A 26,758-nucleotide genomic window follows, 5' to 3' on the forward strand; every position below is an offset into this window, starting at 1 on the left:
TCGACGGTTTCGCCCACGGTCAGCTCTCGCCGCCCGCCGGCACGTGGATGATCAGCGCGTCGCCCTGGCCGCCGCCACCGCAGAGCGCGGCCGCGCCGGTGCCGCCGCCACGCCGCTTGAGCTCCAGCGCAAGGGTGAGCACCAGCCGGGCGCCGGACATGCCGATCGGGTGGCCGAGCGCGATGGCGCCGCCGTTGACGTTCACCTTGTCGGTGCTGATCCCGAGGTCCCGCGCCGACTGGATGCCGACCTGGGCGAACGCCTCGTTGATCTCGATGAGGTCGAGGTCGGCGACGCTGAGGCCGCCCTTCTTCAGGGCGTGGTTGATGGCGTTGGACGGCTGCGAGTGCAGCGAGTTGTCCGGACCGGCCACGTTGCCGTGCGCGCCGATCTCGGCCAGCCAGGTCAGCCCCAGCTCCTTGGCCTTGGCCTTGCTCATCACGACCACCGCGGCGGCCCCGTCCGAGATCGGCGAGGAGCTGCCGGCGGTGATGGTGCCGTCCTTGGTGAACGCCGGGCGCAGCTTGCCCAGCGACTCGGCGGTGGTGTCCGGGCGGATGCCCTCGTCCTCGTTGATCACCAGCGGCTCGCCCTTGCGCTGCGGGATGACCACCGGGGTGATCTCGTCGGCGAAGTGGCCGTTCTTCTGCGCGGCGGCGGCCCGCTGGTGGCTGGCCGCGGCGAAGGCGTCCTGCTCTTCGCGGGTGATGCCGTGCTTGACGCCGTGCCGCTCGGTCGACTCGCCCATCGAGCAGCAGTCCCAGGCGTCGCTGAGCCCGTCGAGGGCCATGTGGTCCTTGATCGTGACGTCGCCGTACTTGTAGCCGCTGCGCTGACCGAGCAGCAGGTGCGGGGCGTTGGTCATCGACTCCATGCCGCCGGCCACCACGATGTCGAACTCCCCGGCCCGGATGAGCTGGTCGGCCAGGGCGATCGCGTCCAGGCCGGAGAGGCAGACCTTGTTGATGGTCAGGGCCGGCACGGACATCGGGATGCCCGCCTCGACCGCCGCCTGCCGGGCCGGGATCTGACCGGCGCCGGCCTGGAGCACCTGCCCCATGATCACGTACTGCACCTGGTCGGGGGCGACGCCGGCGCGCTCCAGCGCGGCCTTGATCGCCACCCCGCCGAGCTTCGTCGCCGGGAGGTCCTTGAGGTTGCCCAGCAGCCGGCCCATGGGGGTCCGCGCGCCGCTGACGATCACCGAAGCCATGCCTGCCTCCGAGGGGGTGCCGAGCTGTACGCCTTAACGATTGTTCGGTCAGACTAGCGCCATGGCAGAGAACTCCCCCGTCGAGCCCGCTGCGGACTACGTCACAGACATCGGGCTGCGCCGCATCGACCACGTCGGGATCGCGGTGGCCGACCTGGACGCCGCGATCGACTTCTACCAGCGCACCTTCGGGATGCGCTGCGTGCACACCGAGACCAACGCCGAGCAGGGCGTACGCGAGGCGATGCTGGCCGTCGGCCCGACCACCGAGGGCGGCTGCGTGCAGCTGCTCGCCCCGCTCACCCCGGAGTCGACGATCGCCAAGTTCCTCGACCGCAACGGGCCGGGCGTGCAGCAGATCGCTTACACGGTGGCGGACATCGACGCGGCCTGCGCGGCGCTTCGGGAACGCGGCGTCCGGCTGCTCTACGAGAAGCCGAAGCGCGGCACCGCCGACTCCCGGATCAACTTCGTCCACCCAAAGGACGCCGGTGGCGTCCTGGTCGAGCTGGTGGAGCCGGCCGCCGACGGCCACTGACCGGTTCGGTTCGTCGGATGCGGCAGGTCGCGGGGTCCCTGGTCCGGGACGCGCCGACCTGCCGCAGTCCGGACCGGCCCACCGTGCCGGCGTCCCACCACGCGGGAAGGCGTGCGGCGCTGCGCGGTTGGGCCTTCCCACGGACAGCTCCACGCATCGGTCGATGCAGTTTTTCACAGAGGACTTCCCGCCCTAGCTACCGTTCAGTAACGTCCGGCCCCACAGGAGCGCGACCGGTGCCGGATGTGTCGATTGCCGACATGGCGGTCGGTCGCACCGGCGCCGACGATGGCAGCACCCCTGCCCCCCGGGCGTGGGTGCGGACGAACGGGAGGTCACCGTGCAGGACATCCTCGAAGCGATCATGGCGGCGGAAGGCTCCGACCAGCCGGAGCGGGAGCTCGCCGGCCTCGCCGGCCTGCCGGTACCGGAGACCTACCGGGGCGTGGTGGTGCGCGCCGAGGACACCCGGATGTTCGACGGGATGGCCACCCGGGACAAGGACCCGCGCAAGGCCCTGCACCTGCAGGAGGTGCCCACCCCGGAGCTCGGCCCCGGCGAGGCCCTGGTCGCGGTGATGGCCAGCGCCATCAACTACAACACCGTCTGGACCAGCATCTTCGAGCCGCTGTCGACCTTCAAGTTCCTCCAGCGCTACGGCCGGCTCTCCGAGCTGACCCGCCGGCACGACCTGCCGTACCACGTGGTCGGGTCGGACGCCGCCGGCGTGGTGCTGCGCACCGGCCCCGGGGTGACGAAGTGGAAGGCCGGCGACGAGGTGGTCGCGCACTGCCTGTCGGTGGAGCTGGAGGACGCGGCCGGCCACGACGACACCATGCTCGACCCGCAGCAGCGGATCTGGGGCTTCGAGACCAACTTCGGCGGCCTCGCCGAGCTGGCCGTGGTCAAGGCCAACCAGCTGATGCCCAAGCCGCGCCACCTGAGCTGGGAGGAGGCGGCCAGCCCCGGGCTGGTCAACTCCACCGCGTACCGGCAGCTGGTCTCCCACCACGGGGCCAACATGAAGCAGGGCGACGTGGTGCTGATCTGGGGCGCCTCGGGCGGCCTGGGCGGCTACGCCACCCAGATGGCGTTGAACGGCGGGGCGATCCCGGTCTGCGTGGTCTCCTCCCCCGAGAAGGCCGAGCTGTGCCGGAAGATGGGCGCCGACCTGGTCATCGACCGCGCGGCGGAGGGCTTCCGGTTCTGGAAGGACGAGGAGACCCAGGACCCGGACGAGTGGCGCCGCTTCGGCGAGCGGATCCGCGAGCTGACCGGCGGCGAGGACCCGGACATCGTCTTCGAGCACCCGGGCCGGGAGACCTTCGGCGCCAGCGTCTACGTGGCCAAGCGCGGCGGCACCATCGTCACCTGCGCCTCCACCAGCGGCTACCAGCACCAGTACGACAACCGGTACCTCTGGATGCACCTCAAGCGGATCGTCGGCAGCCACTTCGCCAACTACCGCGAGGCGTGGGAGGCCAACCGCCTCGTCGCGCTCGGGAAGATCCACCCGACGGTGTCCAGGACCTACCCGCTGGAGCAGACCGGCCAGGCCGCGTACGAGGTGCACCGCAACGCGCACCAGGGCAAGGTCGGCGTCCGGTGCCTCGCGCCCGCCGACGGCCTCGGCGTCCGCGACACCGAGCTGCGCGCCCGGCACGAAACGGCGATCAACCGGTTCCGGGGCCACTGACCCGTACGGGTACGGCCGGGTCGACCATTGCGGCGAGGCGGCCATTGCCTTTCCGCCGACCGGCACACCATTCGAGTCACGGCTGACAAAGGGCTGCGGGGCCTCGTCCCGCGGCCCTTTTCCCGTTCACCATGCGTGACGTCCGAGCCGCCCGGGAGCTGCCAAGATCGCCGTTTGGTCCGGGTCCCGGCGGCGCCCGGAGTTGACCATGTAATGAGGACACGAAAGCTCGGGACCGCTCTTGCGAACGACCCCGGGTGGTCTGCGAGTATGTCCCAATGCCCCAGCAGCAGTCCTCCCCTCTCGCGTTCTTCGACAACGCGAACTCGCAGCCCGATTTCACCGTTGGCCTGCGCGGATACAACACCGGTCAGGTCGATGACTTCATCGGCCGGCTGACCGCCGCGCTGACCCAGTCCGAGCAGGCCCGCGCCGAGGCCGAACAGCGGATGAACGACGCCCAGCGCCGGCTCCGCCAGGCCGAGCAGCGCCAGAACGCGCTGGAGCAGAAGCTCACCGACACCAACAAGCAGCTCGAGGAGAACAGCCGGCCGACCCTCTCCGGCCTCGGCACCCGCGTCGAGCAGATCCTCCGGCTGGCCGAGGAGCAGGCCAACGACCACCGCAACGAGGCCAAGCGCGAGTCGGAGGGCATTCTCTCCGCCGCCCGCCTCGAGGCCCGCGAGATCACCGACAAGGCGCGCGCCGAGGCGGCCGCGATGAAGGCCACCGCGGAGCGGGAGGCCGGCAGCGTCCGCACCGTCGCCGAGCGGGAGGCCGCGGAGGTCCGGGTCCAGGCCCGCCGCGAGGCGGACACGCTGCGCGCGGATGCCGAGCGGGAGACCAAGCAGCTGCGTACCGTCACCGCGCACGAGGTGGCCGAGCTGAAGTCCACCGTCGAGCGTGAGGTGGCGACCCTGCGGGCCACCGCCGAGCGGGAGATCACCCAGCAGCGGGCCAAGGCTGCGCGGGAGGCCGAGGAGAAGCGCGCCGAGGCGACCAAGCTGCTCACCGACGCGCGGGACAAGCGCGACAAGGACCTGCAGGCCCTGGAGCTCCAGCTCGCCGAGCGGCGGGAGAAGGCCGAGCGCGAGGAGTCCGAGCGGCACGCCGCGCAGGTCGCGCAGACCCAGAAGCTGGTCAGCGAGGCCGAGCAGCGGGCCCGGGCGGCCCAGGAGCGGGCCAAGGAGATCGAGCAGCGGGCCGAGGCCCGCCGGGTCGAGTCCGAGCGCACCGCCAACGACACGGTGGAGAAGGCCAAGGCGCTGGCCGAGAAGACGCTCAACGAGGCCAAGGCCGAGTCGCAGCGCCTGCTCAGCGAGGCCCGCACCGAGGCCGAGCTGACCACCCAGGCGGCCCGTCGCGAGGTCGAGGACCTCACCCGGCAGAAGGACGCCGTCACCTCCCAGCTCGGTCAGATGCTCTCCGGTCTCGCCGGCATCGTGCCGGGCGTGCCGGCGGCCGCGGCCAAGCCGGAGGCGGCCAAGAAGGAGGGCTCCGAGGAGCGGGTCACCGCCGAGTCGGCCAACTGAGCACCACCCGCATCGGGGCATGATCCACGGCGCGGGGTGACACCGGGTGACCGGTGGAACCCCGCGCCGTCATGCTTTCGCCGCCCGTTCCGTCCTATCGGTGAAGTAGCTCCCAACAGGGGCGTCCGTATCGCCCCAGCAGAGCCGGATGCGTGTGAGGATGGGGGCATGTCGCACGGCGAGGAACTGTTTGCTCTCGGCGGGGACGTGACCACGGAGCCAAGCTTCGAGTCCGCTCTGCGGGGGTACGAGAAACGACAGGTCGACCGGTACGTCGCTCGTGCGGAGCACGAGATCGCCACCCTGACGTCCGAGCGGGAGCAGGCGTACACGCAGATCCACAAGCTGGCCGGCCAGGTCGAGGTGCTGCAACGCGACCTCGCCCAGGTGCGCAAGCAGGTGGGCGTGGTGGACCGCGCCTCGTTCCGGCACCTCGGTCCCCGGGTCGAGCAGATCCTCACCATGGCCGAGGAGCAGGCCGACGACATCCTCTCCTCCGCCGACGAGGAGATCGAGGCGCGGCGGGCGGCCGCCGAGCACATCATCGAGGAGGCCCGGAAGCAGGCCGCGCAGGCGCTGAAGGACTTCGAGATCGCCCTCGCCGCCCGGCGAGCCGAGGAGGAGCGGCACACCGCCGCCCGCAAGGCCGAGGCGGACGCCCACCTGAAGGCCGCCAAGGACGACGCGGAGACGCTGAGCCGGACCGCCAAGGGCGAGGCGGAGACGCTGCGCCGGACCGCCAAGGAAGAGGCGGAGACGCTGCGCCGGACCGCCAAGGAAGAGGCGGAGACGCTGCGCCGGGCCGCCCAGGACGCACTCGCCAAGGCCCAGCAGGAGGCCACCCAGCTCCGGGACACCGCCAAGGAGATCCACACCCGGGCCCAGCAGGAGTCCACCCGGCTGCGGGAGTCGGCCAAGGCGGCAGTGGCCAAAGCCCAGCAGGAGGCCACCCAGCTCCGCGAGGCCGCCAAGGAGGTGCACGCCAAGGCCCAGCAGGAGGCCAAGCGCCTCACCGAGTCCGCGACCGAGGCGAGCCGAGCCACCCACGCCAAGGCGCTCCAGGAGGCCAAGAAGATCGTCGACGACGCCGAGGAGGCGGCGAAGGCGACCCGCGGCCGGGCCCGGCAGGAGGCCAACCGGCTCACCACCGAGGCCGCCGACGCCGGCAAGCGCAACCGGGCCGAGGTCGAGGCGTACGTCCAGCGGATGCGGAGCGAGACCGAGGCGTACGTCCAGCACGCCCGCGCCCAGACGCAGCAGGAGCTGGGCGCCTGGCGGGCCGGGGTGGAGCAGGAGGTCAACTCCCGACGGGAGGCGGCGGACAAGGAGTTCGCCCAGCGCCGGGCCGCCGCCGAGCAGGAGTTCGCCAAGCGCCGCGACGAGCTGGACAGGCAGCACACCACACGCCACGCCGAGCTGGAGAAGCTGCACAAGACCCGGCAGGACGAGCTGGAGCAGACGTACACGGCCCGGCGGAACGAGATCGAGCAGGGCGCCGCGGCGATCCGCGAGGCCGCCGAGCAGGACGCGCTGACCATGCGGCGCCGCGCCGAGGACGAGGCCGCGGAGCTGCTCCGCCGGACCGAGGCCGACGCCGCCGGCAAGCGCCGCAAGGCCGACGAGCACGTCGCCGCCTCACGCCGGCAGTTCGAGGAGTACGCGGCCACCACCCAGCAGCACCTCGCCACCACCCAGCAGCACCTCGCCGCCACCCAGCAGGAGGTGGCCACCGGCCGGCAGCAGCTCGCCCAGGTGATGCTGGAGATCGCGCAGGCCCAGCAGGAACTGGCCGACCTGCGGCAGGAGACCTGGAAGTCCCGGCAGGAGTCCGACGAGCTCCAGCGGCAGCTGGCCGAGCTGCGCCTGCAGGACGCCACTGGCGCGGCGTCCGCCGGCCTCGCGGCCACTCCGGTCAGCCCAGGCAAGCTGGCCGGAGCCGCCAGCGGGGGCGCGGGCCCGACGACCGGCACGGGCGCGAACCCGGTCTCCGGCACGGGCAGGGCGCCGGTGACCGCCAACGGCAGGGCACCGGTCCCCGTCAACGGCAAGGAGCCGGCGACGCCCGCCCCGGCCGGAGCGAAGGAGCCCGCGACGGCCGCCCCGCCCGGAGCGAAGGAGCCGGCGAAGGCCGCCCCGGCCGGAGCGAAGGAGCCGGCGAAGGCCGCCCCGGCCGGAGCGAAGGAGCCCGCGACGGCCGCCCCGCCCGGAGCGAAGGAGCCCGCGACGGCCGCCCCGCCCGGAGCGAAGGAGCCCGCGACGGCCGCCCCGCCCGGAGCGAAGGAGCCGGCGAAGGCCGCCCCGGCCGCCGGAGCGAAGGAGCCCGCGACGGCCGCCCCGGCCGGTGCGAAGGAGCCGGCCGGCGCCGGCGCCGCAACGGCCGACGCGGGACCGGCCCGTCCGGTCCGCGAGCCGGTGACCACGGTGGACGGCGCCGCCGCCGTGGACGGTGAGCCGACCGTGGCCGCCGTGCCGGGCGAGGGCGGCCGGGGCGCCACCCCGACGAAGATCACCAGCACCGGCGAGAACGGCAAGCGACCGACGAAGCCGACCACGGACGAGCGCAGCGCCAGGCCGAGCGCCGTCACCGTCGAGTCCGACTGACCGCCGCGGCACCCGCGCCCGGCGAGAGCGGATCGACGTCGTCGACTGCACCTCGCCGACGTGGGGGGGGGTGGTTCGCCGCCCCGCACACCGCCACATCCCCGACCCCGGTGCGCGCACCGCCACCTCGCCGACCTGGCGGCATGCGGCGTCCCCGGACACCGCCACATCCCCGACCCGGCGACGGCAGCCGGACGGGGATGGCGCCACCTCACGGAGGTGGCGGGTTCAGCACGCCGGCGCTGCCGGGCTGGCGGACGCTGGCGCTGCCGGGCTGGCGGACGCCGGCGCGGGCGAAGGGCTGGTGGGCGCACCCGCCGGCCGCTAACCTCCCGGCAGAGGCCAGCGGCGCGCCGGAATCCGGCCGTCCTCGGCCGACCGGTCCGGCCGCCAACCCCGGGTCGGCGAAGGCTACTCCGGCCGCCGCCGGAGCAGGATCCGGGGAGGTCCGGTGTCACAGGACGGGCCGTCGGGCAGCGCCCGACCAGACGACGACGATCCCTTCGCCGCCCTCCGCCCCGAGGACGACCCCGCCCCGACGGCGCGCCCCGCCTCCGCCGGCACGCAGGACCCTGCCCCGGCGACGGACCCCGCCCCCGACGGGCCCGGGCCGGCAGGCGCGTCCAGGAGCGGCGCGGGAACCCACGCATCGACCGGGACGCCCGATGGACCGCCGACGCCCGAGGCGACCGACGGCGCGCCCGCCGACGGGACGGTCGCCGACGGGACGGCCGCCGACGGGACGTTCGCCGACGGGACGTTCGCCGGCAATGTCCCGCCCGATCCCGCGGTGAGCCGGACCACCGGCGGTCGGACCGCCGAGGTGAACACGTCGGATCCGACCGAGTTCGAGGTGGGTGGGCCGAGCGGGCGCTTCGGCACCCCCGGCAGGCCGCTGCGGCGCAGCAGCTTCCTGGTCGGCTTCACCGGCGCGCTCGGGGTGCTGCTGGCGTACGCGGTCTTCCTGGGCGTACGCAACGCCGCCGGCATCCTCGTCCTGGTGGTCATCGCGCTCTTCCTGGCCGTGGGGCTCCACCCGGCGGTGGTCCGGCTGCGGCGCTGGGGCCTGCCGCACGGGCTGGCGGTGGCGGTGGTGGCGCTGACCGTCGTGCTGCTGATCATCGGCGGGGTGCTGGCGCTGGTGCCGCCGGTGGTGACCCAGTCCGGGCAGTTCATCCAGCAGTTGCCGAGCTACCTCGACGACCTGCGCCGCAACGCCACGGTCAACGACCTGGTCGAGCGGTACGACCTCATGGAACGGGTCCAGTCGGCGGCGAGCGCGGACACCATCGGCCGGGCCCTCGGCGGCGTGCTGGGCGGCGCGCAGCTGATCTTCGGCACGATCTTCCGGGCGCTGACCGTGCTGGTGCTGACGATCTACTTCCTGGCCTACTTCGACAAGCTGCGCGCCCTCGGGTACGCGCTGGTGCCGCACTCCCGCCGGGAACGGGTGCAACTGATCGGGGACGAGATCCTGACCCGGGTGGGCGCGTACATGGTGGGTGCGCTCAGCATCGCGGTGCTGGCCGGGGCGAGCACGTTCGTCTTCGCGCTGGTCGTCGGGCTGCCGTACCCGTTCGCGCTGGCGGTGGTGGTCGCGGTGACCGACCTGATCCCGCAGATCGGCGCCACCCTGGGCGCGGTCGTGGTGACCCTGGTGGGCCTCGCCACCGACCTGCCGGTCGGCATCGCCTGCCTGGTCTTCTTCCTGATCTACCAGCAGGTGGAGAACTACCTGATCTATCCCAAGATCATGCGGCGGGCGGTCTCGGTCAACGAGGTGGCCGCGCTGCTCGCCGCCCTGCTCGGGGTGTCGCTGCTGGGCGTCGTCGGGGCGCTGATCGCGATCCCGACGGTGGCCGCCCTGCAGTTGATCCTCCGCGAGGTGGTCCTGCCCCGGCAGGAATCCCGGTGAGCGTCAGCCGGCCCGCCGGGGCACCCCGGACGGGTCGACGGGCCGGTCAGCCCGCCCGTCGACGCCGGCCCGCCGGGCACCCCGGACGGGTCGACGGGCCGGTCAGCCCGCCCGGTCGGGACGCGGACCGGGGACCGGGGTGTCGGCGAACGAGGCCACCGTCCGGTCGGCGTACGCGCTGACGTCTCCGGTCTCCACCGGGCCGTCCCAGGTGGTCGGCAGCGGCACCGGCACCGCCGGGTTGACCCGCCGGACGATCTCGTCGAGCACGGTCTCGGCGTCGCCCACCCAGAGGTGCTTGGCGCCGGGCACCCCGACCACCTCGGCCTGCGGCACCGCCGCGAACCGCTCCCGGGCCTCCTCCGGGCGCAGGTAGTCGTCGAACTCGGGGACCAGCGCGGTCAGCGGCTTGCCGCTCTCGGCCCACTGGGCCAGGTCGGCAGGGGTGGAGAAGCGCAGCGGCGGGGAGAGCAGGATCGCCCCCGCCACCGCCGGGTCGCAGCCGTACTTGAGCACCAGGTCGGTGCCGAACGACCAGCCGACCAGCCAGATGTTCGGCAGCTCGGCGAACTCCACGTACTCGATGGCGGCGGCGACGTCGAAGCGCTCGCCGACCGCGGCGTCGAAGGCCCCCTCGCTGGTGCCGCGGACGCTGCTGGTGCCCCGGGTGTTGAACCGGAGCACGGCCAGGTCGGCCAGCGCGGGCAACCGCCAGGCCGCCTTGCGGAACACGTGGCTGTCCATCATCCCGCCGTGGGTGGGCAGCGGGTGCAGGCAGACCAGGGTGCCGGCCGGCTCCCGGTCCAGGGGGCGGGCCAGCTCACCGACCAGCTTCAGCCCGTCGGCGGTGTGCAGCTCGATGTCCTCCCGGTGGCCGGGCAGGATCGACGAGGCGCGGATCCGTGTGCTCACCGTCCCAGTCTGGCGCGCTGCCGCCCGGGTCGCCCGCCGGGGCGGAAACAGCGTGATCCAGGTCGCTCAGCCGTGGCGGGGGGCGCTGCGGCCGCGCTGGACGACCGGTCCGCGCCGGTCCCGGGCCCGCCAGCAGCCGCTGTGCCAGTGCCGCCGGTCCGTCAGGTCACCCCGGTCGTCCGCCGGCCAGGCCACCACGTGTGCCACGCCGGGGCGGATCTCCTGGTCGCAGCCAGGACAGCGGTACGTCTTGGTCGACGCCCCGCCGCTGATCCCGCGTACCTGCCAGTCGCCGTCGCGCCACTGCTGGACCGTGGGCACGCCCTGGCGTACCCGGTCGGAGTCCAGGTGGGCGGTCTCGTCCCGGCGGGGGCGGTTGCGACGGGGGCTCACGGTCACCAAGCGTACGGGCCGCCGGCGGGACCGACCCGGGACGGGCGGGCCCCATCGGCGGCCCCGGTCAGTCGCAGGTCTCCGGTCGGGTGTCGACCTTGTCAGCGCCGGGTGTGGTCGCGGAACCCGCGGCCGCTCTTGCGGCCCAGGTAGCCGGCGGTGACCAGGTGCTCCAGCAGCGGCGCGGGGGCGAAGCCCGGCTCGCGCAGCTCCAGGTAGAGCTCCCGCTGGATGGCCAGCGACACGTCCAGCCCGACCACGTCCAACAGCTCGAACGGGCCCATCGGGTAGCCGCAGCCCAGCTTCATCGCGTAGTCGATGTCGTCCGCGGTCGAGTAGCTGGCCTCCAGCATCTTCACCGCGTCGTTCAGGTACGGGAAGAGCAGCGCGTTGACGATGAAGCCGGACCGGTCACCGCAGACCACGCCGGTCTTGCCCAGCGCGGCGCAGACCGCGCGGGCGGTGGCGGTGGTCTCCGCCGAGGTGCGGATGGTCTGCACGACCTCGACCAGCGGCATGACCGGCGCCGGGTTGAAGAAGTGCAGCCCGACCACGTCCGCCGGCCGCTGGGTGGCCATCGCGACGTCGATCACCGGCAGTGACGAGGTGGTGGTGGCCAGCACCACGCCCGGCTTGCAGATCTCGTCCAGGCTGGCGAAGAGGGCCTTCTTGACGCTGAGCTCCTCGACCACGGCCTCGACCACCAGGTCGACGTCGGCGAGGTGCTCCAGGGTCGCGGACCAGTTGATCCGGCCGAGCGCCGCCTCCCGGTCGTCCTCGCTGAGCTTGCCGCGTACCACGCCCTTGTTGAGCGAGGTCTTGACCGTCTCGAAGACCTTGGCGGACTTCTCCGCGCCGCGGGTCACCGAGACCACCTCGTACCCGGCCTTGGCGAAGACCTCGATGATGCCGGTGGCCATGGTCCCGGAGCCGACCACGCCGACCTTCGCGATGGCGCGGGCGCCGTCGGCGAGCGCGGCCTGCGACGCCACGGGCGTCTGGTCGTCCGGTACGACCACCGGGGAGCCCGGCCGCTCGTAGGTGTAGAAGCCCCGGCCGGACTTCCGGCCGAGCAGCCCCGCGGTGACCATCTGCTTGATCAGCGGCACCGGGGCGTGCCGGCGGTCCCGCCCGCCCCGCCGGTACATGGTGTCCAGGATCTCGTACGCGGTGTCCAGGCCGATCAGGTCCATCAGGGCGAGCGGGCCCATCGGCAGCCCGCAGCCGAGCTTCATCGCGGCGTCGATGTCCTCGCGGGTGGCGTACCGCCCCTCGAACATGCTCACCGCGTGGTTCAGGTAGCCGAAGAGCAGCGCGTTGGCGATGAAGCCGGCCCGGTCGTTGATCGTCACGTCGACCTTGCCGAGCCGGTTGCAGAGCGCCTCCACGTCGGCCACCACGTCGGCGGAGGTGACCACCGTGCGGACCACCTCGACCAGCTTCATCACCGGCGCGGGGTTGAAGAAGTGGATGCCGATGACCTGGTTGGGGCGGGTGGTGGCGACCGAGATCTCGGTGACGCTGAGCGAGGAGGTGTTGGTGGCCAGGATCGCCTCGGGCTTGCACACCCGGTCCAGCTCGGCGAAGATCCGCTGCTTCAGGTCGAGGTGCTCGGGAACGGCCTCGATCACCAGGTCCACCGAGTGCAGGGCCTCCAGGCCGACCTGGAAGTTCACCCGGGACAGCAGGGCGTCCCGGTCGGCCGCGGCGAGCTTGCCCTTGGCGACCGCGCGGTCGGTGGAGCCGGTGAGGGTGGACCGGCCGCGCTCCAGGGCGCCCTCGGAGATCTCCACCGCCACCACGTCGATGCCGTTGCGGGCGAAGACCTCCACGATGCCGGCACCCATGGTGCCCAGACCCACCACACCCACCCTGGTGAACTCGCGCGCCACGACCGGCCTCCCCTGGTTGACTCCGCCGTTGTCGACATGAACGACCGCTAAGGTTATGCGCCGGAGTCTGCCACGTGACGCTGCGTTGTCGAGACGCCGTGGGATATTTCACGCAGGGCGGCTCAGGCCGCCGCCGGCACCCCCGTGAGCGCCAGCAGCTCCGCCACGAACTCGACCGGCCGTTCCAGGTGCGGACTGTGCCCGCAGCCCGGGAGCACCACCTCCCGGTACGTCCCGCCGGCCGCCGCGTACCGCTCCAGCACCGCCCGGGTCTGCCCGATCATCGGCTGCGGCGGACAGTCCGCTTCCCCCGGCCAGCCGGGCACCGCCCCGAGCGACCCGAGGTACGCCAGGTCGAACAGGGAGGTGTCCGAGACGATCACGTCGGCGTCGCCGCGTACCCAGGTGACCGGGGGCGGGGCCGGGACGGCGACCAGCTCGTCGGCGAGCCGGAAGTGGGCGGGCGCGAGGGCGTTGAGCACGCCGCGCTCCCCCGGCGCGGTGCCCGGCCAGTGCGGCGACGCGACGGCCGTGCCGGGGTAGTTGTCGTCCCCGGTGGCGGTGGAGAGGGCGCTGTCCAGCAGCAGCTCCTCGTCCTCGCCGAGCGACGCCGGGTCGGCGACGTAGGTGGCCCGCAGCACGTTGCGGGGGCCGGTCGGGGCGTCCTCGCCGCGGTCCTTCGCGGCGAGCCGGGCGACGAAGTCGGGGTTCGCCGTGCCGCCGCCGGTGCCGGCGAAGTCGGGCGTGGTGGGCGTGCCGTGGACGTCCCGGGTGCCGCCGAAGCCGTACGGGGAGACGGGTGCCTCCAGCAGCAGGGCGGCCACCCGGTCGGGGTGGTCGACCAGCAGCCGCATCGCCACGCCCCCGCCGAGCGAGTGCCCGACGACCACCGGCCGGGCGCCGGGGGCGAAGAGCCCCGGCACGTCGAGCAGGGCGGCCACATCGTCGGCGAAGTCGCCCAGCCCGCGCGTCGCGTCCACCGGCGCGGTCTGCGTGTCGCCGTACCCGCGCAGGTCGGGCGCGACCACCCGGAGGGTCGCCGGCAGCCGTCGGATCAGCGGCTCCCAGAAGGCGGCGGAGGAGACGTTGCCGTGGACGAGCAGCACCGGCACGCCCTCCGGCGGGCCCGCCACCCGGACCGCCTGGGTGATGCCGTTCGCCGACACGATGTGCTGCGCGCTCTCCATCGGCGCATGCTGACACGTCGGGCCGCCCGGGTCCATGGGTCCGGCCCACACCCACAACCACGGCGGGCTGTGGCCCGACCCGGTGCGGCTCCGGGCCGCGCCGGGTCGACCGGTCAGCGGTGGGCGTCGACCGGCGCCGCGGGCAGCGGCAGGACGGCGCCGCCCACCGGCAGCCGCGGCGTCGGCGGGACGGGCAGCGGCAGGGTCGGCCGGTGGTCCCGGCGCGGCGCCGCGAAGCTCAGCCCCACCGGGTCCGTCCGCGCCACGCCCGGGTCGAAGTACCGCAGTTCGGTACGGCCGAGCCGGATCACGTCGCCGTCGGTGAGCTGCTCGACGCCGGCGATCCGCCGGTCGTTGAGCCAGGTCCCGTTGGTCGAGCCGAGGTCCACCAACGACACCCCGTCGCCGATCAGCTGGACCGCGGCGTGCCGCCGGCTGACGTGCGGATCCTCGAGCACGATCCCGGCGGTCGGCGCCCGGCCGATCACCTGCGGGTCACGGCCGACGCGGAAGCTCAAACCCCGCATCGTTCCGCCCGCCACCGTCAACAGCGGCATCAGCTCCGGATGATCCTCCATGGACCCCGCCTTCCACCCCACCATCGCCCCGCGCGTCAGGGTGCCACCTCACGGTTGTCATCCCCACCACCGGGTGGTCACCTCCACGACCCCGGCCGGTCAACTCCCGTTCGCCGGTTCGGCGGGCGCGCCGGTCGGCCACCGCCCACCGGCGCGCGGCGCGGCCTTCCCGGGCAGCCGGTTTCCGGGCGCCGCGAGACCTACCGGCGGGTAATCTTCGGGTCTAGACTTCCGCCATGACGGCTGTGCATGTCCCGGGGACCCCGGTCATCGAGGACGGTCGGTTGGTGTCGACCAGCCCGGCGACGGGTGCGGAGGCGGGGCGACTCCCGGTGGCGACCGCCGAGGACGTGGCCCAGGCGGTCGCCCGGGCCCGCGCCGCGGGCGAGTGGTGGGCCGGGCTCGGCTTCACCGGTCGCCGGGAGCGGCTGCTGCGCTGGCGGAGCGTGCTCGCCCGCCGGATCGAGGAGCTGGCCGAACTGGTCCACACCGAGGGCGGCAAGCCGGTCGGCGACGCCGTCGTCGAGGTCCTCACCGCGCTTGAGCACATCGACTGGGCGGCCCGCAACGCGCGGCGCGTGCTCGGGCCCCGGCGGGTCCGCTCCCGGCTGATCCTCGCCGAGTTCACCGGCCACCTGGAATACCAGCCGTACGGGGTGGTCGGCGTGATCGGCCCCTGGAACTACCCCGTCTTCACCCCGATCGGCTCCGTCGCGTACGCGCTCGCCGCCGGCAACGCGGTGGTGTTCAAGCCCAGCGAATACACCCCGGCCGTCGGGCAGTGGCTGGTCGACCGGTTCGCCGAGGTCGTCCCCGAGCAGCCCGTCTTCACGGCGGTGCAGGGGCTCGGCGACGTGGGCGCGGCGCTGTGCCGGTCGGGCGTGGCCAAGCTGGCCTTCACCGGTTCTACCGCCACGGCCAAAAAGGTGATGGCCGCCTGCGCCGAGTCGCTCACCCCGGTGCTGCTAGAGGCCGGCGGCAAGGACGCGATGATCGTGGACTCCGACGCCGACCTGGACGCCGCCGCCGAGGCGTGCGTGTGGGGCGGGCTCACCAACGCCGGCCAGACCTGCATCGGCATCGAACGCGTCTACGCCGTCGACCAGGTCTTCGACGCCTTCGTCGACAAGGTGGTCGCCCGCGCCGGGCGGCTCACCGTGGGCCCCGACGGCGCCGACATCGGTCCGATCACCATGCCCTCGCAGCTCGACGTGATCCGCCGGCACATCGACGACGCCGTCGAGCGGGGCGGCCGCGCGGTCCTCGGCGGCCCCGACGCGGTCCAGCCGCCGTACGTGCACCCGACCGTGCTGGTCGACGTCCCCGAGGACTCGACCGCCATACGCGAGGAGACCTTCGGCCCGACGGTCACCGTCAACCGGGTCCGCGACGTCGACGAGGCCGTCGACCGGGCCAACGCGCTCCCGTACGGCCTGGGGGGTTCGGTCTTCGGCCGCAAGCGGGCGGTGGCGGTCGCCCGGCGGCTGCGCTCCGGGATGGCCTCGGTGAACTCGGCGCTCACCTTCGCCGGGATGTCCACGCTGCCGTTCGGCGGCGTCGGCGACTCCGGCTTCGGCCGGATCCACGGCGAGGACGGGCTGCGGGAGTTCGGCCGGGCCAAGTCCGTCACCCGCCGGCGGGCCCGCTCGCTGCTGCCGTCGATGACCTTCGAACGCACCCCGGCGGACGTCGCCCGCCTGGTCAAGGCCGCCAAGCTGATGTACGGCCGGAACCGCTGACCGGCCCCGCTGCCGCCGGGCCGGCGGCGGCGCGGTCGCTGTCGGCGGGCGGCCGGCTCAGAACAGGGTCAGCTCGTCGCGCTCGATGCCGCGCAGCTTGTCGTAGTCGACCACGACGCAACGGATGCCCCGGTCGGTGGCGAGCACCCGGGCCTGCGGCTTGATCTCCTGCGCGGCGAAGACGCCGGTGACCGGGGCGAGCAGCGGATCCCGGTTCATCAGTTCCAGGTAGCGGGTGAGCTGCTCCACGCCGTCGATCTCGCCGCGCCGCTTCACCTCGACCGCGACGGCGCCCGAGTTGGCGTCCCGGCAGAGCAGGTCGACCGGCCCGATGGCGGTCATGTACTCCCGGCGGACCAGCGTGTAACCCTCGCCGAGAGTCGTCGGGTTGGCGGCCAGGAGCTCCTGCAGGTGCGCCTCGACGCCGTCCTTGCGCAGGCCCGGGTCGACGCCCAACTCGTACGAGGTGTCCTGGAAGATCTCCTCCAGGCTGATCCGCAGCTCCTCGCCGGCCTTGTTGACCACCCGCCAGACGCCGGGGGCCTCCTCCAGCCGACAGGGCGGGCTCATCCAGTTCAACGGCTTGTACGCCCGGTCGTCCGCGTGGATCGACACCGAGCCGTCCGCCTTCACCATGAGCAGCCGGATGGCCGGCGGCAGGTGAGCCGAGAGCCGTCCGACGTAGTCCACCGAGCACTTCGCAATCACCAACCGCACCCGACGAGGGTAGCCGAGGTCCCGGCCATCGCCACCGAGCGGCACTGGCGTGCCGGTGCGATGCTGTGATCGTGCTCGAAGTCCTCACCGGTTCCGGCCTCGCCGCCTCGGCCGGCCTGAACGCATACATCCCGCTGCTCCTGATGGGTCTGCTGGCGCGCTACACCGATCTCATGGAGCTGCCCAGCGGCTGGCAGTGGCTGGGCAACGGCTGGGTCATCCTGATCCTCGCCGTACTGCTCGCCATCGAGGTGGTCGCCGACAAGGTGCCGGTGGTCGACCACGTCAACGACGTGGTGCAGACGGTCGTCCGGCCCACCGCCGGCGGCCTCGCCTTCGGCGCCGGCTCCACCTCGGAGACCGTCACCGTCAGCGACCCGGACACCTTCTTCTCCTCGCACCAGTGGGTGCCGGTCGTGGTCGGCGTGCTGATCGCGCTCGGCGTGCACCTGCTCAAGTCGGCCGCCCGACCGGTCATCAACGCGACCACCGCCGGCTTCGGCGCCCCGGTGGCCAGCACCGCCGAGGACGCGACCAGCGCGGTGATGTCGGTGGTGGCGATCCTGCTGCCGGTGCTGGTGCTGGTCTTCCTGGTCGGGCTGGTGGCGTTCCTCTTCTGGTTCCTGCGCCGCCGCAAGTCGCGCCGTCTTGAACGGCGGGCGGCGCGGGCGGCTGGGTTCCGGGTCTGAGTTTGGTTGCGCTTTGGGGCTGGGGGCGACCGTCCCCGGCTTCGGGCGGTCAGGCTTGATCCCTACGCCGGGGACGGTCGCCCCCAGCCCTGACCTTGGTCACCGCCCGCCCGGCCGGTCACGGTTCTTTGGCGGTACGTGGAAATGCCGCTGGCCGGCACCCCTGTCTCGGGGTGCCGGCCAGCGGCTTGTCGCCTGTGTTCGGTTGGGTCAGCTGTTCCAGTGCTGGGCCACGATGTCGGCGGCCTGCTGCTCCCACTGGGCGTAGGCGTCCGGGTAGGCCGACACCTGCACCGTCTGGGCGGCCTCGGTCAGCGGCATGTCCCGCCAGCCGTCGACCTGCTTCAGACCCTTCTCGAACGCCAGGGTCGCGTACTCGGGGTCGGTGATCTGCTCCGGCGTGCCCCAACCCGAGGACGGGCGCTGCTGGAACAGGCCCAGCGAGTCGTGGTCGTTGCGGTCACCCAGGTGACCCAGGTTCTCCAGCTTCGACTCCTGCAGGCTCGTGGCGATCGAGATGACCGCGGCCCGCTCCGGCAGACCCGCCTTCTTCGTGGCGGCGATGATCGCCTTGGCGTTGGCGGTCTGCTCGTCGTTCAGGGTGATCTTCGACTGGGCGCCCTGCACACCATGCGGAATCAGCTTCGCCTCGTCGACGCCCGGCTTGTCAGCCTGCACCGCGACCGGCGACATCGCCGTGGTCGGGGTGGCGTCGTGGTGGTTCAGCGGACCGGCGGCCAGACCACCGGCGAAAGCCAGACCAGCAATACCCAGCACGCTCTTACGCAGCATCGTGTTCATGGTGAAGCTCCATTCGGGGGTTGGCGCACACCCGGCGGGGGCCGGGACGTGCGCAAGCACCGTCAGGCGCTCAAAAACAAGACGGGGAAAGTCTGTGTCCGGCTGGTCGCGGGGCGGGGGATGCCTCTACGCGAATCCGCCGAGCGGTAGCGCTGCCCGCGGCGCCGGGACCATGTGTAACGACCGCCAGGCCGCCATCATTCCGGGGCCCGTCCGCCAGCCCGTCGAGCGGGCCCGGTACTCGGTCGTACGCGAGATATAACGACCCCGACCCCGCCACGATTCCGGCCCCAGGATGCCACCGGTCACACCCCCGAAACGGACATCCGACCCAGGCGACGCATGCGATCACGCGCCAGCCGCCAAGGTCGACCCAAACTGCGGCACATCGCGGCCTCCCCACGCCCGAAGACACCAACCTGCCGCAACCGGCCACGACCTTGACGGGCCACGCGAACCGCCCAACCGGGCACCCACGGACGGACCCCGCCCACGACAGGGGTGTGGCCCGCCGTGACCGGCGCAGGGATCAAGCCTGACCGCCCGGAGCCGGGCACGGCGGGCCACACCCCCCACCGCAACCACCGACGAAGCGCACGCCGGACCACACCCCGCACCGCAACCAGCGACGAACCCGCCTGCACACCAAAGGCCCGAGTGCGAAACGGTCAAATGACCAAAATCGGATCAGGAGCCTAAGGATTCACGGCAGGTCGTTGGCCTCGCGGATGACGGTGACCAGTTCGTCGATGATGCCGGTCAGTGCGAAGTCCTTCGGGGTGAAGACCCGGGCCACCCCGGCGGCCCGCAGCGCCTCCGCGTCCCCGGCGGGGATGATGCCGCCGACCACCACGGGCAGGTCGGCCCGCCCGGCGGCTCGCAGGCCGTCCAGCACCGCCGGCACGGCGGCCAGGTGCGAGCCGGAGAGCACCGAGAGCCCGACCAGGTCCACGTCCTCCTCGACCGCGGCGGCCACGATCTGCCCAGCGGTCAGCCGGATCCCCTGGTAGACCACCTCGAAGCCGGCGTCGCGGGCGCGTACCGCGATCTGCTCGGCGCCGTTGGAGTGCCCGTCCAGGCCGGGCTTGCCGACCAGCAGCCGCAGCCGGCCGCTGCCCAGCTCGCGGGCGGTGGCGGCGACCCGCTCGCGGACGGCCGCGAGCCCCGCGTCGCCGCCGACGCCGGCACCGCCGGCCAGGCCGGTCGGCGCCCGGTACTCGCCGAAGACCTGGCGCAGCGCGCCGGCCCACTCGCCGGTGGTCACCCCGGCCCGCACGCACTCCAGCGTCGCGGCCATCAGGTTCGTGGTGGTCGCGGCGTCCGCGCGGAGCCGGGCGAGCGCGGCGTCGACCGCAGCGCCGTCCCGACCCGCCCGCCATTCGCGTACGGAGGCGACGGCGGCCGCCTCGACCGCGGGGTCGACCTGCTCGACGGCCTCGGCGCCGGCCGCGGTCAACGGGGACGGCTCGGTCTCGGTGAACCGGTTGACGCCGACCACCACGTCGGCGCCGGACTCCATCCGCCGACGCCGGTCGGCCAGCGAGGCGACCAGGGCGCTCTTGAGGTAGCCGGTCTCCACGGCGGCCACCACGCCGCCCATCTCCAGCACCTTCTCCAGCTCGACCCTGGCCCCGGTGACGATCCCGTCGACCAGCGCGGTCATCACGTGCGAGCCCTCGAACAGGTCGGGGTATTCGAGCAGGTCCGACTCGTACGCGAGGACCTGCTGCATCCGCAGCGACCACTGCTGGTCCCAGGGGCGGGGCAGGCCGAGCGCCTCGTTCCAGGCGGGGAGCTGCACCGCGCGGGCCCGGGCGTCGCGGGAGAAGGTCACGCCGAGCATCTCCAGCACGATCCGCTGGATGTTGTTCTCCGGCTGGGCCTCGGTGAGGCCGAGCGAGTTGACCTGGACGCCGTAGCGGAAGCGGCGCTGCTTCGGGTCGGTGACGCCGTACCGGTCGCGGGTGATCTCGTCCCAGAGCGCGCCGAACGCGCGCATCTTGGCGATCTCCTCGACGAAGCGCACCCCGGCGTTGACGAAGAAGGAGATCCGCTGCACCACGTCGCCCATCCGCTCGGCGGGCACCTGGCCGGAGTCGCGGACCGCGTCGAGCACGGCGACGGCGGTGGCGAGCGCGAAGCCGACCTCCTGCACCGGCGTCGCGCCGGCCTCCTGCAAGTGGTACGAGCAGATGTTGACCGGGTTCCACTTCGGCATCTCGCGCAGCGTGTACGCGATGATGTCGGCGGTGAGCCGCAGCGACGCCGCCGGCGGGAAGATGTACGTCCCCCGGGAGAGGTACTCCTTGATGATGTCGTTCTGCGTGGTGCCGGCGCAGCGGGACAGCTCGGCGCCCTGCTCGGCGGCGACGGTGCCGTAGAGGCCGAGCAGCCACATGGCCGGCGCGTTGATCGTCATCGAGGTGTTCATCCCGGCCAGCGGGATGCCGTCGAAGAGGGCCCGCATGTCGCCGAGGTGCGCCACCGGCACGCCGACCCGGCCGACCTCGCCGGCGGCCAGCTCGTGGTCGGGGTCGTACCCGGTCTGGGTGGGCAGATCGAAGGCGACCGACAGGCCGGTCTGCCCCTTCGCCAGGTTGCGCCGGAAGAGCGCGTTGGTGGCCGCGGCGGAGGAGTGCCCGGCGTACGTGCGCATCACCCAGGGGCGGTCGCGCTCCGGCAGCCGGCCCGGAAGAGCCTTCTCGTCCATGGCCGGAGTCTAAGTTACCGTTCAGTAAAACGGGTTGTGGAAAACCACACAGGTCCATGTCGCGGACGTCCGGGGGCAGAGCGCCCGAGATGGTCCTGACCACCACACCCCGGGCTGCGCCCGCTGGCGGCCAGGTCGCACACTTGACGGCATGGATGACGAGCTCGCGATCTCCGTACGGGGACTGCGCAAGGCGTACGGCGACAACGTCGCGGTGGCGGGGGTGGACCTCGACGTCCACCGCGGCGAGGTGTTCGCCCTGCTCGGCCCGAACGGCGCGGGCAAGACCACCACGGTGGAGATCCTGGAGGGCTACCGGCAGCGCGACGCCGGCGAGGTGTCCGTGCTGGGCCGCGACCCAGCCCACGCGGATCCGCACTGGCGCTCCCGGGTCGGCATCGTGCTCCAGGGCACCGGCGAGTTCGACGAGCTGACCGTCGCCGAGGTGGTCCGGCACTTCTCCGGCTTCTACCGCGACGCCGACGACCCGGACAAGGTGATCGAGCGGGTGGGGCTGGCCGGCAAGGCGAAGGCCCGGACCCACACCCTCTCCGGCGGCCAGAAGCGCCGCCTCGACGTGGCGCTGGGCATCATCGGCCGCCCCGAGCTGCTCTTCCTCGACGAGCCGACCACCGGCTTCGACCCGGAGGCCCGGCGCGAGTTCTGGGAGCTGATCCGGGACCCGGCCGCCGCGGGCACCACCATCGTGCTGACCACGCACTACCTGGACGAGGCCGAGGCGCTCGCGGACCGGGTCGGCGTGATCGCGGCGGGGCGGGTGGTCGAGGTGGCCCCGCCGAACCGGCTTGGCAACCGGCAGGAGGCGCTGGCCACGGTCTCCTGGCGTACCCCGGACGGGACCCCGGAGAGCGCGGAGAGCGCGACGCCGACGGGCCTGGTGGCGGAGCTGGCCGCGCGCTACGGCGGCGAGGTCCCGGGCCTGACGGTGACCCGGCCGACCCTGGAAGACGCCTACCTGAAGATGATCGGACACTCATGACGACCACCACGAAGCCGGCGGCCCCGGTCGCCGCCGCCCCGGTCCGGCGACTCGGACCGGGCGCCCTGGCGCTACGGCAGGGGCGGCTGGAGATCACCCAGTTCCTGCGCAGCCGGGAGTCCGTCGTCTTCACGATGGGCTTCCCGATCATCATGATCCTGATCTTCGCGTCGATCTTCAGCGGCGAGATCGGCGGCGGGGTCAAGTTCACCCAGTACTTCATCACCGGCATGATCGCGACCGGCCTGATGACGGTGAGCTTCCAGAACCTCGGCATCTGGATCCCGATCGAGCGGGACCGGGGCGTGCTCAAGCGCTACCGGGGCACGCCGATGCCGAAGTGGGTCTGGTTCGCCGGCAAGGTGATCATGGTGGTGGCGATCGGCGTGGCCGAGACCGCGCTGCTGCTGGTCGTCGCGGTGCTGCTGTTCGACCTGAAGCTGCCCGACACCGTCGGCAAGTGGCTGACCTTCGGCTGGGTCGCGGCGCTCGGCGTCACCGCCTGCACCCTCTGCGGCATCGCCATCTCCTCGCTGGCCCGGACCGCCCGCAGCGGCTCGGCCGTGGTCACCCCGGTGGCGCTGGTGCTCCAGTTCATCTCCGGGGTCTTCTTCGTCTTCACCAGCCTGCCGGCCTGGATGCAGCAGGTGGCGGCGCTCTTCCCGCTGAAGTGGATGTGCCAGGGGCTGCGCGCGGTCTTCCTGCCGGACAGCTTCGGCGCCCAGGAGCCGGCCGGGTCGTTCGAGCTGGGCCGGGTCGCCCTGGTGCTCGCCGCGTGGTGCGTGATCGGCCTGCTCCTCTGCCTGACCACCTTCCGCTGGACCACCCGGCGCGACGGCTGAGCCGCCGGCCGGCACCCCGGTCGGCCTCTGGTGCGGCCGGCAGGACAACTTCCTCCGCGACGTGCGCGCCCTAGCCCGGGCGCTGCCGGAGCCGCCGGTACGCGCCGCGTGGGCCGACGGCCGGCACAACTTCGCCTACTGGGGCACCGTGATCCCGGACGCCTTCGCCCTGCTTGGAGCCGCCCTGAGCCGGCCCCGCCCGTGACCGGTCGCGGGCGACGGGGAGTCCCGCCCGTCGCCCGCGCAGCCGGCTCAGTACGTGTAGAAGCCCTTGCCGGTCTTCCGGCCCAGGTCACCGGCGGTGACCATGCGCTGGAGCAGCTCCGGCGGGAAGAACTTCTCGTCGGCGGTGTCGGTGTAGATGTTCTTCGAGGCGTGCAGCAGCACGTCCACGCCGGTCAGGTCGGTGGTGGCCAGCGGGCCCATGGCATGGCCGAAGCCCAGCTTGCAGGCGGTGTCCAGGTCCTCCGCCGAGACCACGCCGGACTCGACCAGCTTGACCGCCTCGACGACCAGCGCAGCGATCAGCCGGGTGGTGACGAAGCCGGCGATGTCCCGGTTGACCACCACGACCGTCTTGCCGATCTCCTCGGCGAACGCCTTGGCCGTCGCCAGCGTCTCGTCGGTGGTCTTGTAGCCGCGGACCAGCTCGCAGAGCTTCATCATCGGCACCGGGGAGAAGAAGTGGGTGCCGACGACCGACTCCGGCCGCTCGGTCACCGCCGCGATCTGGGTGACCGGGATGGCCGAGGTGTTGGTGGCGAGCACCGCGTCGGCCTTGCAGATCTTGTCCAGCGCGCGGAACACCTCGTGCTTGATCTCCAGCCGCTCGAAGACCGCCTCGACGACGATGTCCGCGTCGGCGACCGCCTCCAGATCGGTGGTCGGGGTGATCCGGCCCAGCGCCGCCTCGACGTCGTCCGCCGCGATCTTCCCCTTCTCGGCGAACTTCTCCAGCGACTTCCGGATGCCGTCGACGCCCCGCTTGGTGGCCGCGTCGTCCAGGTCCCGCAGCGTCACCTGCCAGCCCGCCTGCGCCGCCACCTGGGCGATGCCCGAGCCCATCAGCCCGGCACCGACGACCGCGAGTCGACCCGCCATCTGCTTCTCCCTCGCCTGATTGAGTACCTGCCAGCACCCTAGTCGGCGAGCCTGAACGACGGCTAAGCCCTCTCCCGCGGTCAGATCTCCAGGGCCGGCTCGTCCGGGATCCTGCCGCGCTCGACCTCGATCCCGAGGGCCCGCAGGTCGGCCACGAAGTCCGGATAGCCACGGTCCACGTGGTGCACGTGGGAGACCTCGGTGACCCCGTCGGCGCACAGCCCGGCGATGATCAGGCCGGCGCCGGCCCGGATGTCGGTGGCGCGGACCGGGGCGCCGGAGAGCCGGTCCCGGCCGCGTACCACCGCGTGGTGGCCGTCGGTCTTGATGTCCGCGCCGAGCCGCATCATCTCGTTGGCGAACATGAACCGGCCGTCGAAGATGTTCTCGGTGATCAGCGACGCCCCGTCGCTCACCGCCGCCAGCCCGATCGCCATCGGCAGCAGGTCGGTGGCGAAACCCGGGTAGGGCAGGGTCACCACGTCCACCGCGGTCGGGCGGTCGTCCATCCGGACCCGGAAGGCGTCGGCGCGGGTCTCCACCAGACCGCCGGCCGAGACCAGCTTGTCCAGCGCGACCTCCAGGAACGCCGGGTCGATGCCGGTCACCGTGACGTCCCCCCGGGTCATCGCGGTGGCGAAGGCCCAGGTCCCGGCGACGATCCGGTCCCCCACCGTGGCGTGCCGCACCGGGCCCAGCTCGGGCACGCCCTCGATGCGCAGGGTCGAGGTCCCCTCCCCCTCGATCCGGGCGCCCATCCGGATCAGCATCGAGCAGATGTCGACGATCTCCGGCTCCCGGGCGGCGTTGTCGATCACCGTGACGCCCTGGGCCAGCACCGCCGCCATCACCAGGTTCTCCGTCGCGCCGACGCTGGGGAAGTCCAGCACGATGTCCGCGCCGTGCAGGCCGTCCGGGGCGGACGCGATGACGAAGCCGTGCTCACCGGAGATGTCCGCGCCCATCCGGGTCAGCCCGGAGACGTGCATGTCCAGGCCGCGGGAGCCGATCGCGTCCCCGCCGGGATGCGCCACCCGCACGTACCCGCGGCGGGCCAGCAGCGGACCCAGCACGCAGATCGACGCGCGCAGCCGCCGGACCAGGTCGTAGTCGGCCTCCGCGCCCGGCCGCTCCGGCACGTCGATGACGACCGACCGGGAGCGTTCCACCCCACCGCGGGCCACCATCGGATCGACCGGGTCGTCGGCGCCGAACCGCACGCCGCAGCCGAGCCGGCGCAGCACCTCGCCCATGATGGCGATGTCGGTGATCCGGGGGACGTTGGTGATCACGCTTCGCCCGGGCGCGAGCAGCGCGGCCGCCATCAGCTTGAGCGCGGAGTTCTTCGCCCCCACGACGTGGACCGTGCCGGCCAGCCGCGCGTCGCCACGCACCCGGATGACGTCGACGTCGTTGACCGCTGGACCGCCGGCGTCACCCGGGCCCACACCGGCCGGCCAGCCGGTCTGGTCCGGCCGCGCCGGGATGGTCAGGTCCGGTATCCGTAGGCTGTGCGTCATGGCCGTCCACCTCACGCGCATCTACACCAAGGCCGGCGACGCCGGCATGACCAGGCTGAGCAACAACGAGCAGGTGCCGAAGACCGATCCACGGATCGCCGCGTACGCGGACGTCGACGAGTGCAACGCGGCGATCGGTGTCGCGCTCGCGCTGGGGCAGCTCGACGACGAGCTGCGGGCGGTGCTCGGGTCGATCCAGAACGACATGTTCGACGTCGGCGCGGACCTGGCCACCCCGGTCGAGCCGGACCCGAAGTACCCGCCGCTGCGGGTCACCGAGGAGTACGTGGAGCGCCTCGAGGGCTGGTGCGACGAATACAACGCACGCCTGAGCAAGCTCGACTCCTTCATCCTCCCCGGCGGCACCGCTGGCGCGGCGCTGCTGCACGTGGCACGGACGATCGCCCGACGCGCCGAGCGTGCGGCGTGGGCGCTGGTCGGGCACGACCCGGACCGGACCAGTCCCCTTCCCGCAAAGTATCTCAACCGGCTCTCCGATCTGCTCTTTATTCTGGCAAGAACGGCAAATCCGGACGGAGATGTGCTATGGGTACCGGGCGGGAAGCGCTGACCGTCGGCGCGCTGCACCACGTCGAGGTGTGGGTGCCGGACCTCGAGACCGCCCGGTGCAGCTGGGGCTGGCTCCTCGGCGAGCTGGGCTGGACGCCGTTCCAGGACTGGCCGGCCGGCCGGTCCTGGCGGCTCGGCCCGACCTACCTGGTGCTGGAGGAGTCCCCCGGGCTCTCCGGACGGGTGCACGACCGGCTCGCACCGGGACTCAACCACCTGGCCTTCCACGCCGGGCCGCCGGCCGCGGTGGACGCCCTGGTCGCCGCCGCCCCCGAGCACGGGTGGGAGCTGCTCTTCCCGGACCGGCACCCGCACGCTGGTGGCCCGGGGACTTACGCCGCGTATCTCGCTGATGGGCAGGGGTATGAGGTGGAGCTGGTCGGCTCGACCGCCTGACTTCGGTGGTTGCGGTGGGGGGCTGGGGGCGACCGTCCCCGGCTCCGGGCGGTCGGGCTTGATCCCTGGGCCGGGGACGGTCGCCCCCAGCCCTGACGTTGGTCACCGTCCGCCCGGCGGTCACGGTCTTGTGTTTGTACGTGGAAACGCCGCTGGCCGGCACCCTCGTCGGGGTGCCGGCCAGCGGCTTGTTGCGTGTTGCTTGGTCAGGTCAGC

At 72.8% G+C, this 26,758-nt stretch carries 23 protein-coding genes; 12 read left to right on the forward strand and 11 right to left on the reverse strand.

Annotation, left to right across the window (positions count from 1 at the left end):
• Positions 1-19: 19 nt before the first annotated feature.
• Positions 20-1,213, reverse strand: coding sequence for an acetyl-CoA C-acetyltransferase (locus tag ACFOYX_RS10500; protein ID WP_109804288.1), 1,194 nt, complete (start codon positions 1,211-1,213; stop codon positions 20-22).
• A gap of 61 nt (positions 1,214-1,274) precedes the next feature.
• On the opposite strand from ACFOYX_RS10500, the gene mce reads away from it, so the two are divergent.
• The 5 genes from mce (at position 1,275) to ACFOYX_RS10525 (ending at position 9,495) form a co-directional block, all read left to right on the forward strand.
• Complete coding sequence (mce, locus tag ACFOYX_RS10505) at positions 1,275-1,751, forward strand: methylmalonyl-CoA epimerase (RefSeq protein WP_322443913.1); 477 nt, start codon at positions 1,275-1,277, stop codon at positions 1,749-1,751.
• A 340-nt stretch (positions 1,752-2,091) separates the two neighbouring features.
• Complete coding sequence (ccrA, locus tag ACFOYX_RS10510) at positions 2,092-3,447, forward strand: crotonyl-CoA carboxylase/reductase (RefSeq protein ID WP_109804295.1); 1,356 nt, start codon at positions 2,092-2,094, stop codon at positions 3,445-3,447.
• Between the two features lie 278 nt (positions 3,448-3,725).
• Positions 3,726-4,979, forward strand: a complete 1,254-nt coding sequence (locus tag ACFOYX_RS10515; RefSeq protein ID WP_322443912.1) for a DivIVA domain-containing protein — start codon at positions 3,726-3,728, stop codon at positions 4,977-4,979.
• Between the two features lie 168 nt (positions 4,980-5,147).
• A complete protein-coding gene (locus ACFOYX_RS10520) occupies positions 5,148-7,580 on the forward strand; it encodes a hypothetical protein (protein ID WP_322443910.1) in 2,433 nt (810 codons plus the stop codon).
• An 823-nt stretch (positions 7,581-8,403) separates the two neighbouring features.
• A complete protein-coding gene (locus ACFOYX_RS10525; protein ID WP_322443917.1) occupies positions 8,404-9,495 on the forward strand; it encodes an AI-2E family transporter in 1,092 nt (363 codons plus the stop codon).
• A 102-nt stretch (positions 9,496-9,597) separates the two neighbouring features.
• On the opposite strand, the gene ACFOYX_RS10530 is transcribed toward ACFOYX_RS10525, so the two are convergent.
• The 5 genes from ACFOYX_RS10530 to ACFOYX_RS10550 form a co-directional block, all read right to left on the reverse strand.
• A complete protein-coding gene (locus tag ACFOYX_RS10530) occupies positions 9,598-10,407 on the reverse strand; it encodes an alpha/beta hydrolase (RefSeq protein WP_322443909.1) in 810 nt (269 codons plus the stop codon).
• A gap of 66 nt (positions 10,408-10,473) precedes the next feature.
• Positions 10,474-10,800 carry a hypothetical protein gene (locus ACFOYX_RS10535; RefSeq protein ID WP_236647320.1) on the reverse strand — a complete coding sequence of 109 codons (327 nt, stop codon included), beginning with the start codon at positions 10,798-10,800 and terminating at the stop codon, positions 10,474-10,476.
• Positions 10,801-10,901: 101 nt separating this feature from the next.
• A complete protein-coding gene (locus ACFOYX_RS10540; RefSeq protein ID WP_322443908.1) occupies positions 10,902-12,692 on the reverse strand; it encodes a 3-hydroxybutyryl-CoA dehydrogenase in 1,791 nt (596 codons plus the stop codon).
• 122 nt (positions 12,693-12,814) lie between these two features.
• Positions 12,815-13,879 (reverse strand): alpha/beta hydrolase, encoded by a 1,065-nt coding sequence (locus ACFOYX_RS10545; RefSeq protein WP_322443907.1) that lies wholly within the window; start codon positions 13,877-13,879, stop codon positions 12,815-12,817.
• Between the two features lie 113 nt (positions 13,880-13,992).
• On the reverse strand, positions 13,993-14,457 hold the full coding sequence (locus tag ACFOYX_RS10550) for an FHA domain-containing protein (protein WP_322443906.1): 465 nt from the start codon (positions 14,455-14,457) through the stop codon (positions 13,993-13,995).
• A 236-nt stretch (positions 14,458-14,693) separates the two neighbouring features.
• Between ACFOYX_RS10550 and ACFOYX_RS10555 the strand changes: the two genes are divergently transcribed.
• The gene (locus tag ACFOYX_RS10555) at positions 14,694-16,196 is read left to right on the forward strand and encodes an aldehyde dehydrogenase family protein (RefSeq protein ID WP_322443905.1); all 1,503 of its coding nucleotides are present in this window, start codon (positions 14,694-14,696) and stop codon (positions 16,194-16,196) included.
• A gap of 57 nt (positions 16,197-16,253) precedes the next feature.
• On the opposite strand, the gene nucS is transcribed toward ACFOYX_RS10555, so the two are convergent.
• Positions 16,254-16,913 (reverse strand): endonuclease NucS, encoded by a 660-nt coding sequence (gene nucS / locus ACFOYX_RS10560; RefSeq protein WP_322443904.1) that lies wholly within the window; start codon positions 16,911-16,913, stop codon positions 16,254-16,256.
• Between the two features lie 71 nt (positions 16,914-16,984).
• On the opposite strand from nucS, the gene ACFOYX_RS10565 reads away from it, so the two are divergent.
• Positions 16,985-17,602, forward strand: coding sequence for a DUF4126 domain-containing protein (locus tag ACFOYX_RS10565; RefSeq protein ID WP_322443903.1), 618 nt, complete (start codon positions 16,985-16,987; stop codon positions 17,600-17,602).
• A 210-nt stretch (positions 17,603-17,812) separates the two neighbouring features.
• Here ACFOYX_RS10565 and ACFOYX_RS10570 read toward each other — a convergent pair whose 3' ends face one another.
• Positions 17,813-18,403: a hypothetical protein gene (locus ACFOYX_RS10570; protein WP_322475115.1), complete on the reverse strand. Its 591-nt coding sequence runs from the start codon at positions 18,401-18,403 to the stop codon at positions 17,813-17,815.
• A 703-nt stretch (positions 18,404-19,106) separates the two neighbouring features.
• Positions 19,107-21,113 (reverse strand): protein meaA, encoded by a 2,007-nt coding sequence (locus tag ACFOYX_RS10575; protein ID WP_322444097.1) that lies wholly within the window; start codon positions 21,111-21,113, stop codon positions 19,107-19,109.
• A 151-nt stretch (positions 21,114-21,264) separates the two neighbouring features.
• Here ACFOYX_RS10575 and ACFOYX_RS10580 point away from each other — a divergent pair, with 151 nt between their 5' ends.
• From ACFOYX_RS10580 to ACFOYX_RS10590, 3 genes are all read left to right on the forward strand, one after another.
• Positions 21,265-22,113: an ABC transporter ATP-binding protein gene (locus tag ACFOYX_RS10580; RefSeq protein ID WP_322444096.1), complete on the forward strand. Its 849-nt coding sequence runs from the start codon at positions 21,265-21,267 to the stop codon at positions 22,111-22,113.
• The gene (locus tag ACFOYX_RS10585) at positions 22,110-22,955 is read left to right on the forward strand and encodes an ABC transporter permease (RefSeq protein ID WP_322444095.1); all 846 of its coding nucleotides are present in this window, start codon (positions 22,110-22,112) and stop codon (positions 22,953-22,955) included. Before ACFOYX_RS10580 ends, ACFOYX_RS10585 begins: the two co-directional genes overlap by 4 nt.
• A gap of 61 nt (positions 22,956-23,016) precedes the next feature.
• Positions 23,017-23,160: a hypothetical protein gene (locus ACFOYX_RS10590; RefSeq protein ID WP_322444094.1), complete on the forward strand. Its 144-nt coding sequence runs from the start codon at positions 23,017-23,019 to the stop codon at positions 23,158-23,160.
• A 47-nt stretch (positions 23,161-23,207) separates the two neighbouring features.
• On the opposite strand, the gene ACFOYX_RS10595 is transcribed toward ACFOYX_RS10590, so the two are convergent.
• Entirely contained in the window at positions 23,208-24,056 is an 849-nt protein-coding gene (locus ACFOYX_RS10595; protein WP_109800224.1) for a 3-hydroxyacyl-CoA dehydrogenase family protein, read from the reverse strand.
• Positions 24,057-24,136: 80 nt separating this feature from the next.
• Positions 24,137-25,576 carry a UDP-N-acetylglucosamine 1-carboxyvinyltransferase gene (gene murA / locus ACFOYX_RS10600; protein WP_322444093.1) on the reverse strand — a complete coding sequence of 480 codons (1,440 nt, stop codon included), beginning with the start codon at positions 25,574-25,576 and terminating at the stop codon, positions 24,137-24,139.
• Between murA and ACFOYX_RS10605 the strand changes: the two genes are divergently transcribed.
• Together ACFOYX_RS10605 and ACFOYX_RS10610 are read left to right on the forward strand one after the other, a co-directional pair.
• Positions 25,575-26,147 carry a cob(I)yrinic acid a,c-diamide adenosyltransferase gene (locus ACFOYX_RS10605; protein ID WP_322444092.1) on the forward strand — a complete coding sequence of 191 codons (573 nt, stop codon included), beginning with the start codon at positions 25,575-25,577 and terminating at the stop codon, positions 26,145-26,147. The genes murA and ACFOYX_RS10605 overlap by 2 nt on opposite strands.
• Positions 26,123-26,542: a VOC family protein gene (locus ACFOYX_RS10610; RefSeq protein ID WP_322444091.1), complete on the forward strand. Its 420-nt coding sequence runs from the start codon at positions 26,123-26,125 to the stop codon at positions 26,540-26,542. The genes ACFOYX_RS10605 and ACFOYX_RS10610 overlap by 25 nt, the downstream gene beginning before the upstream one ends.
• Positions 26,543-26,758: the final 216 nt, after the last annotated feature.

The sequence above is a fragment of the Micromonospora sp. GCM10011541 genome (assembly GCF_042650725.1).
Classification (GTDB): Bacteria; Actinomycetota; Actinomycetes; order Mycobacteriales; family Micromonosporaceae; genus Micromonospora; species Micromonospora sicca.

Bases quoted from the DNA above. Each gene is read 5' to 3' on its own strand.
- ACFOYX_RS10500 (WP_109804288.1), bottom strand. From the start codon at position 1,213: ATGGCTTCGGTGATCGTCAGCGGCGCGCGGACCCCCATGGGCCGGCTG.
- mce (WP_322443913.1), top strand. From the start codon at position 1,275: ATGGCAGAGAACTCCCCCGTCGAGCCCGCTGCGGACTACGTCACAGAC.
- ACFOYX_RS10515 (WP_322443912.1), top strand. From the start codon at position 3,726: ATGCCCCAGCAGCAGTCCTCCCCTCTCGCGTTCTTCGACAACGCGAAC.
- ACFOYX_RS10520 (WP_322443910.1), top strand. From the start codon at position 5,148: ATGTCGCACGGCGAGGAACTGTTTGCTCTCGGCGGGGACGTGACCACG.
- ACFOYX_RS10545 (WP_322443907.1), bottom strand. From the start codon at position 13,879: ATGGAGAGCGCGCAGCACATCGTGTCGGCGAACGGCATCACCCAGGCG.
- ACFOYX_RS10550 (WP_322443906.1), bottom strand. From the start codon at position 14,457: ATGGAGGATCATCCGGAGCTGATGCCGCTGTTGACGGTGGCGGGCGGA.
- ACFOYX_RS10555 (WP_322443905.1), top strand. From the start codon at position 14,694: ATGACGGCTGTGCATGTCCCGGGGACCCCGGTCATCGAGGACGGTCGG.
- ACFOYX_RS10570 (WP_322475115.1), bottom strand. From the start codon at position 18,403: ATGAACACGATGCTGCGTAAGAGCGTGCTGGGTATTGCTGGTCTGGCT.
- ACFOYX_RS10575 (WP_322444097.1), bottom strand. From the start codon at position 21,113: ATGGACGAGAAGGCTCTTCCGGGCCGGCTGCCGGAGCGCGACCGCCCC.
- ACFOYX_RS10580 (WP_322444096.1), top strand. From the start codon at position 21,265: ATGGATGACGAGCTCGCGATCTCCGTACGGGGACTGCGCAAGGCGTAC.
- ACFOYX_RS10585 (WP_322444095.1), top strand. From the start codon at position 22,110: ATGACGACCACCACGAAGCCGGCGGCCCCGGTCGCCGCCGCCCCGGTC.
- ACFOYX_RS10595 (WP_109800224.1), bottom strand. From the start codon at position 24,056: ATGGCGGGTCGACTCGCGGTCGTCGGTGCCGGGCTGATGGGCTCGGGC.
- ACFOYX_RS10605 (WP_322444092.1), top strand. From the start codon at position 25,575: ATGGCCGTCCACCTCACGCGCATCTACACCAAGGCCGGCGACGCCGGC.
- murA (WP_322444093.1), bottom strand. From the start codon at position 25,576: ATGACGCACAGCCTACGGATACCGGACCTGACCATCCCGGCGCGGCCG.
- ACFOYX_RS10610 (WP_322444091.1), top strand. From the start codon at position 26,123: ATGGGTACCGGGCGGGAAGCGCTGACCGTCGGCGCGCTGCACCACGTC.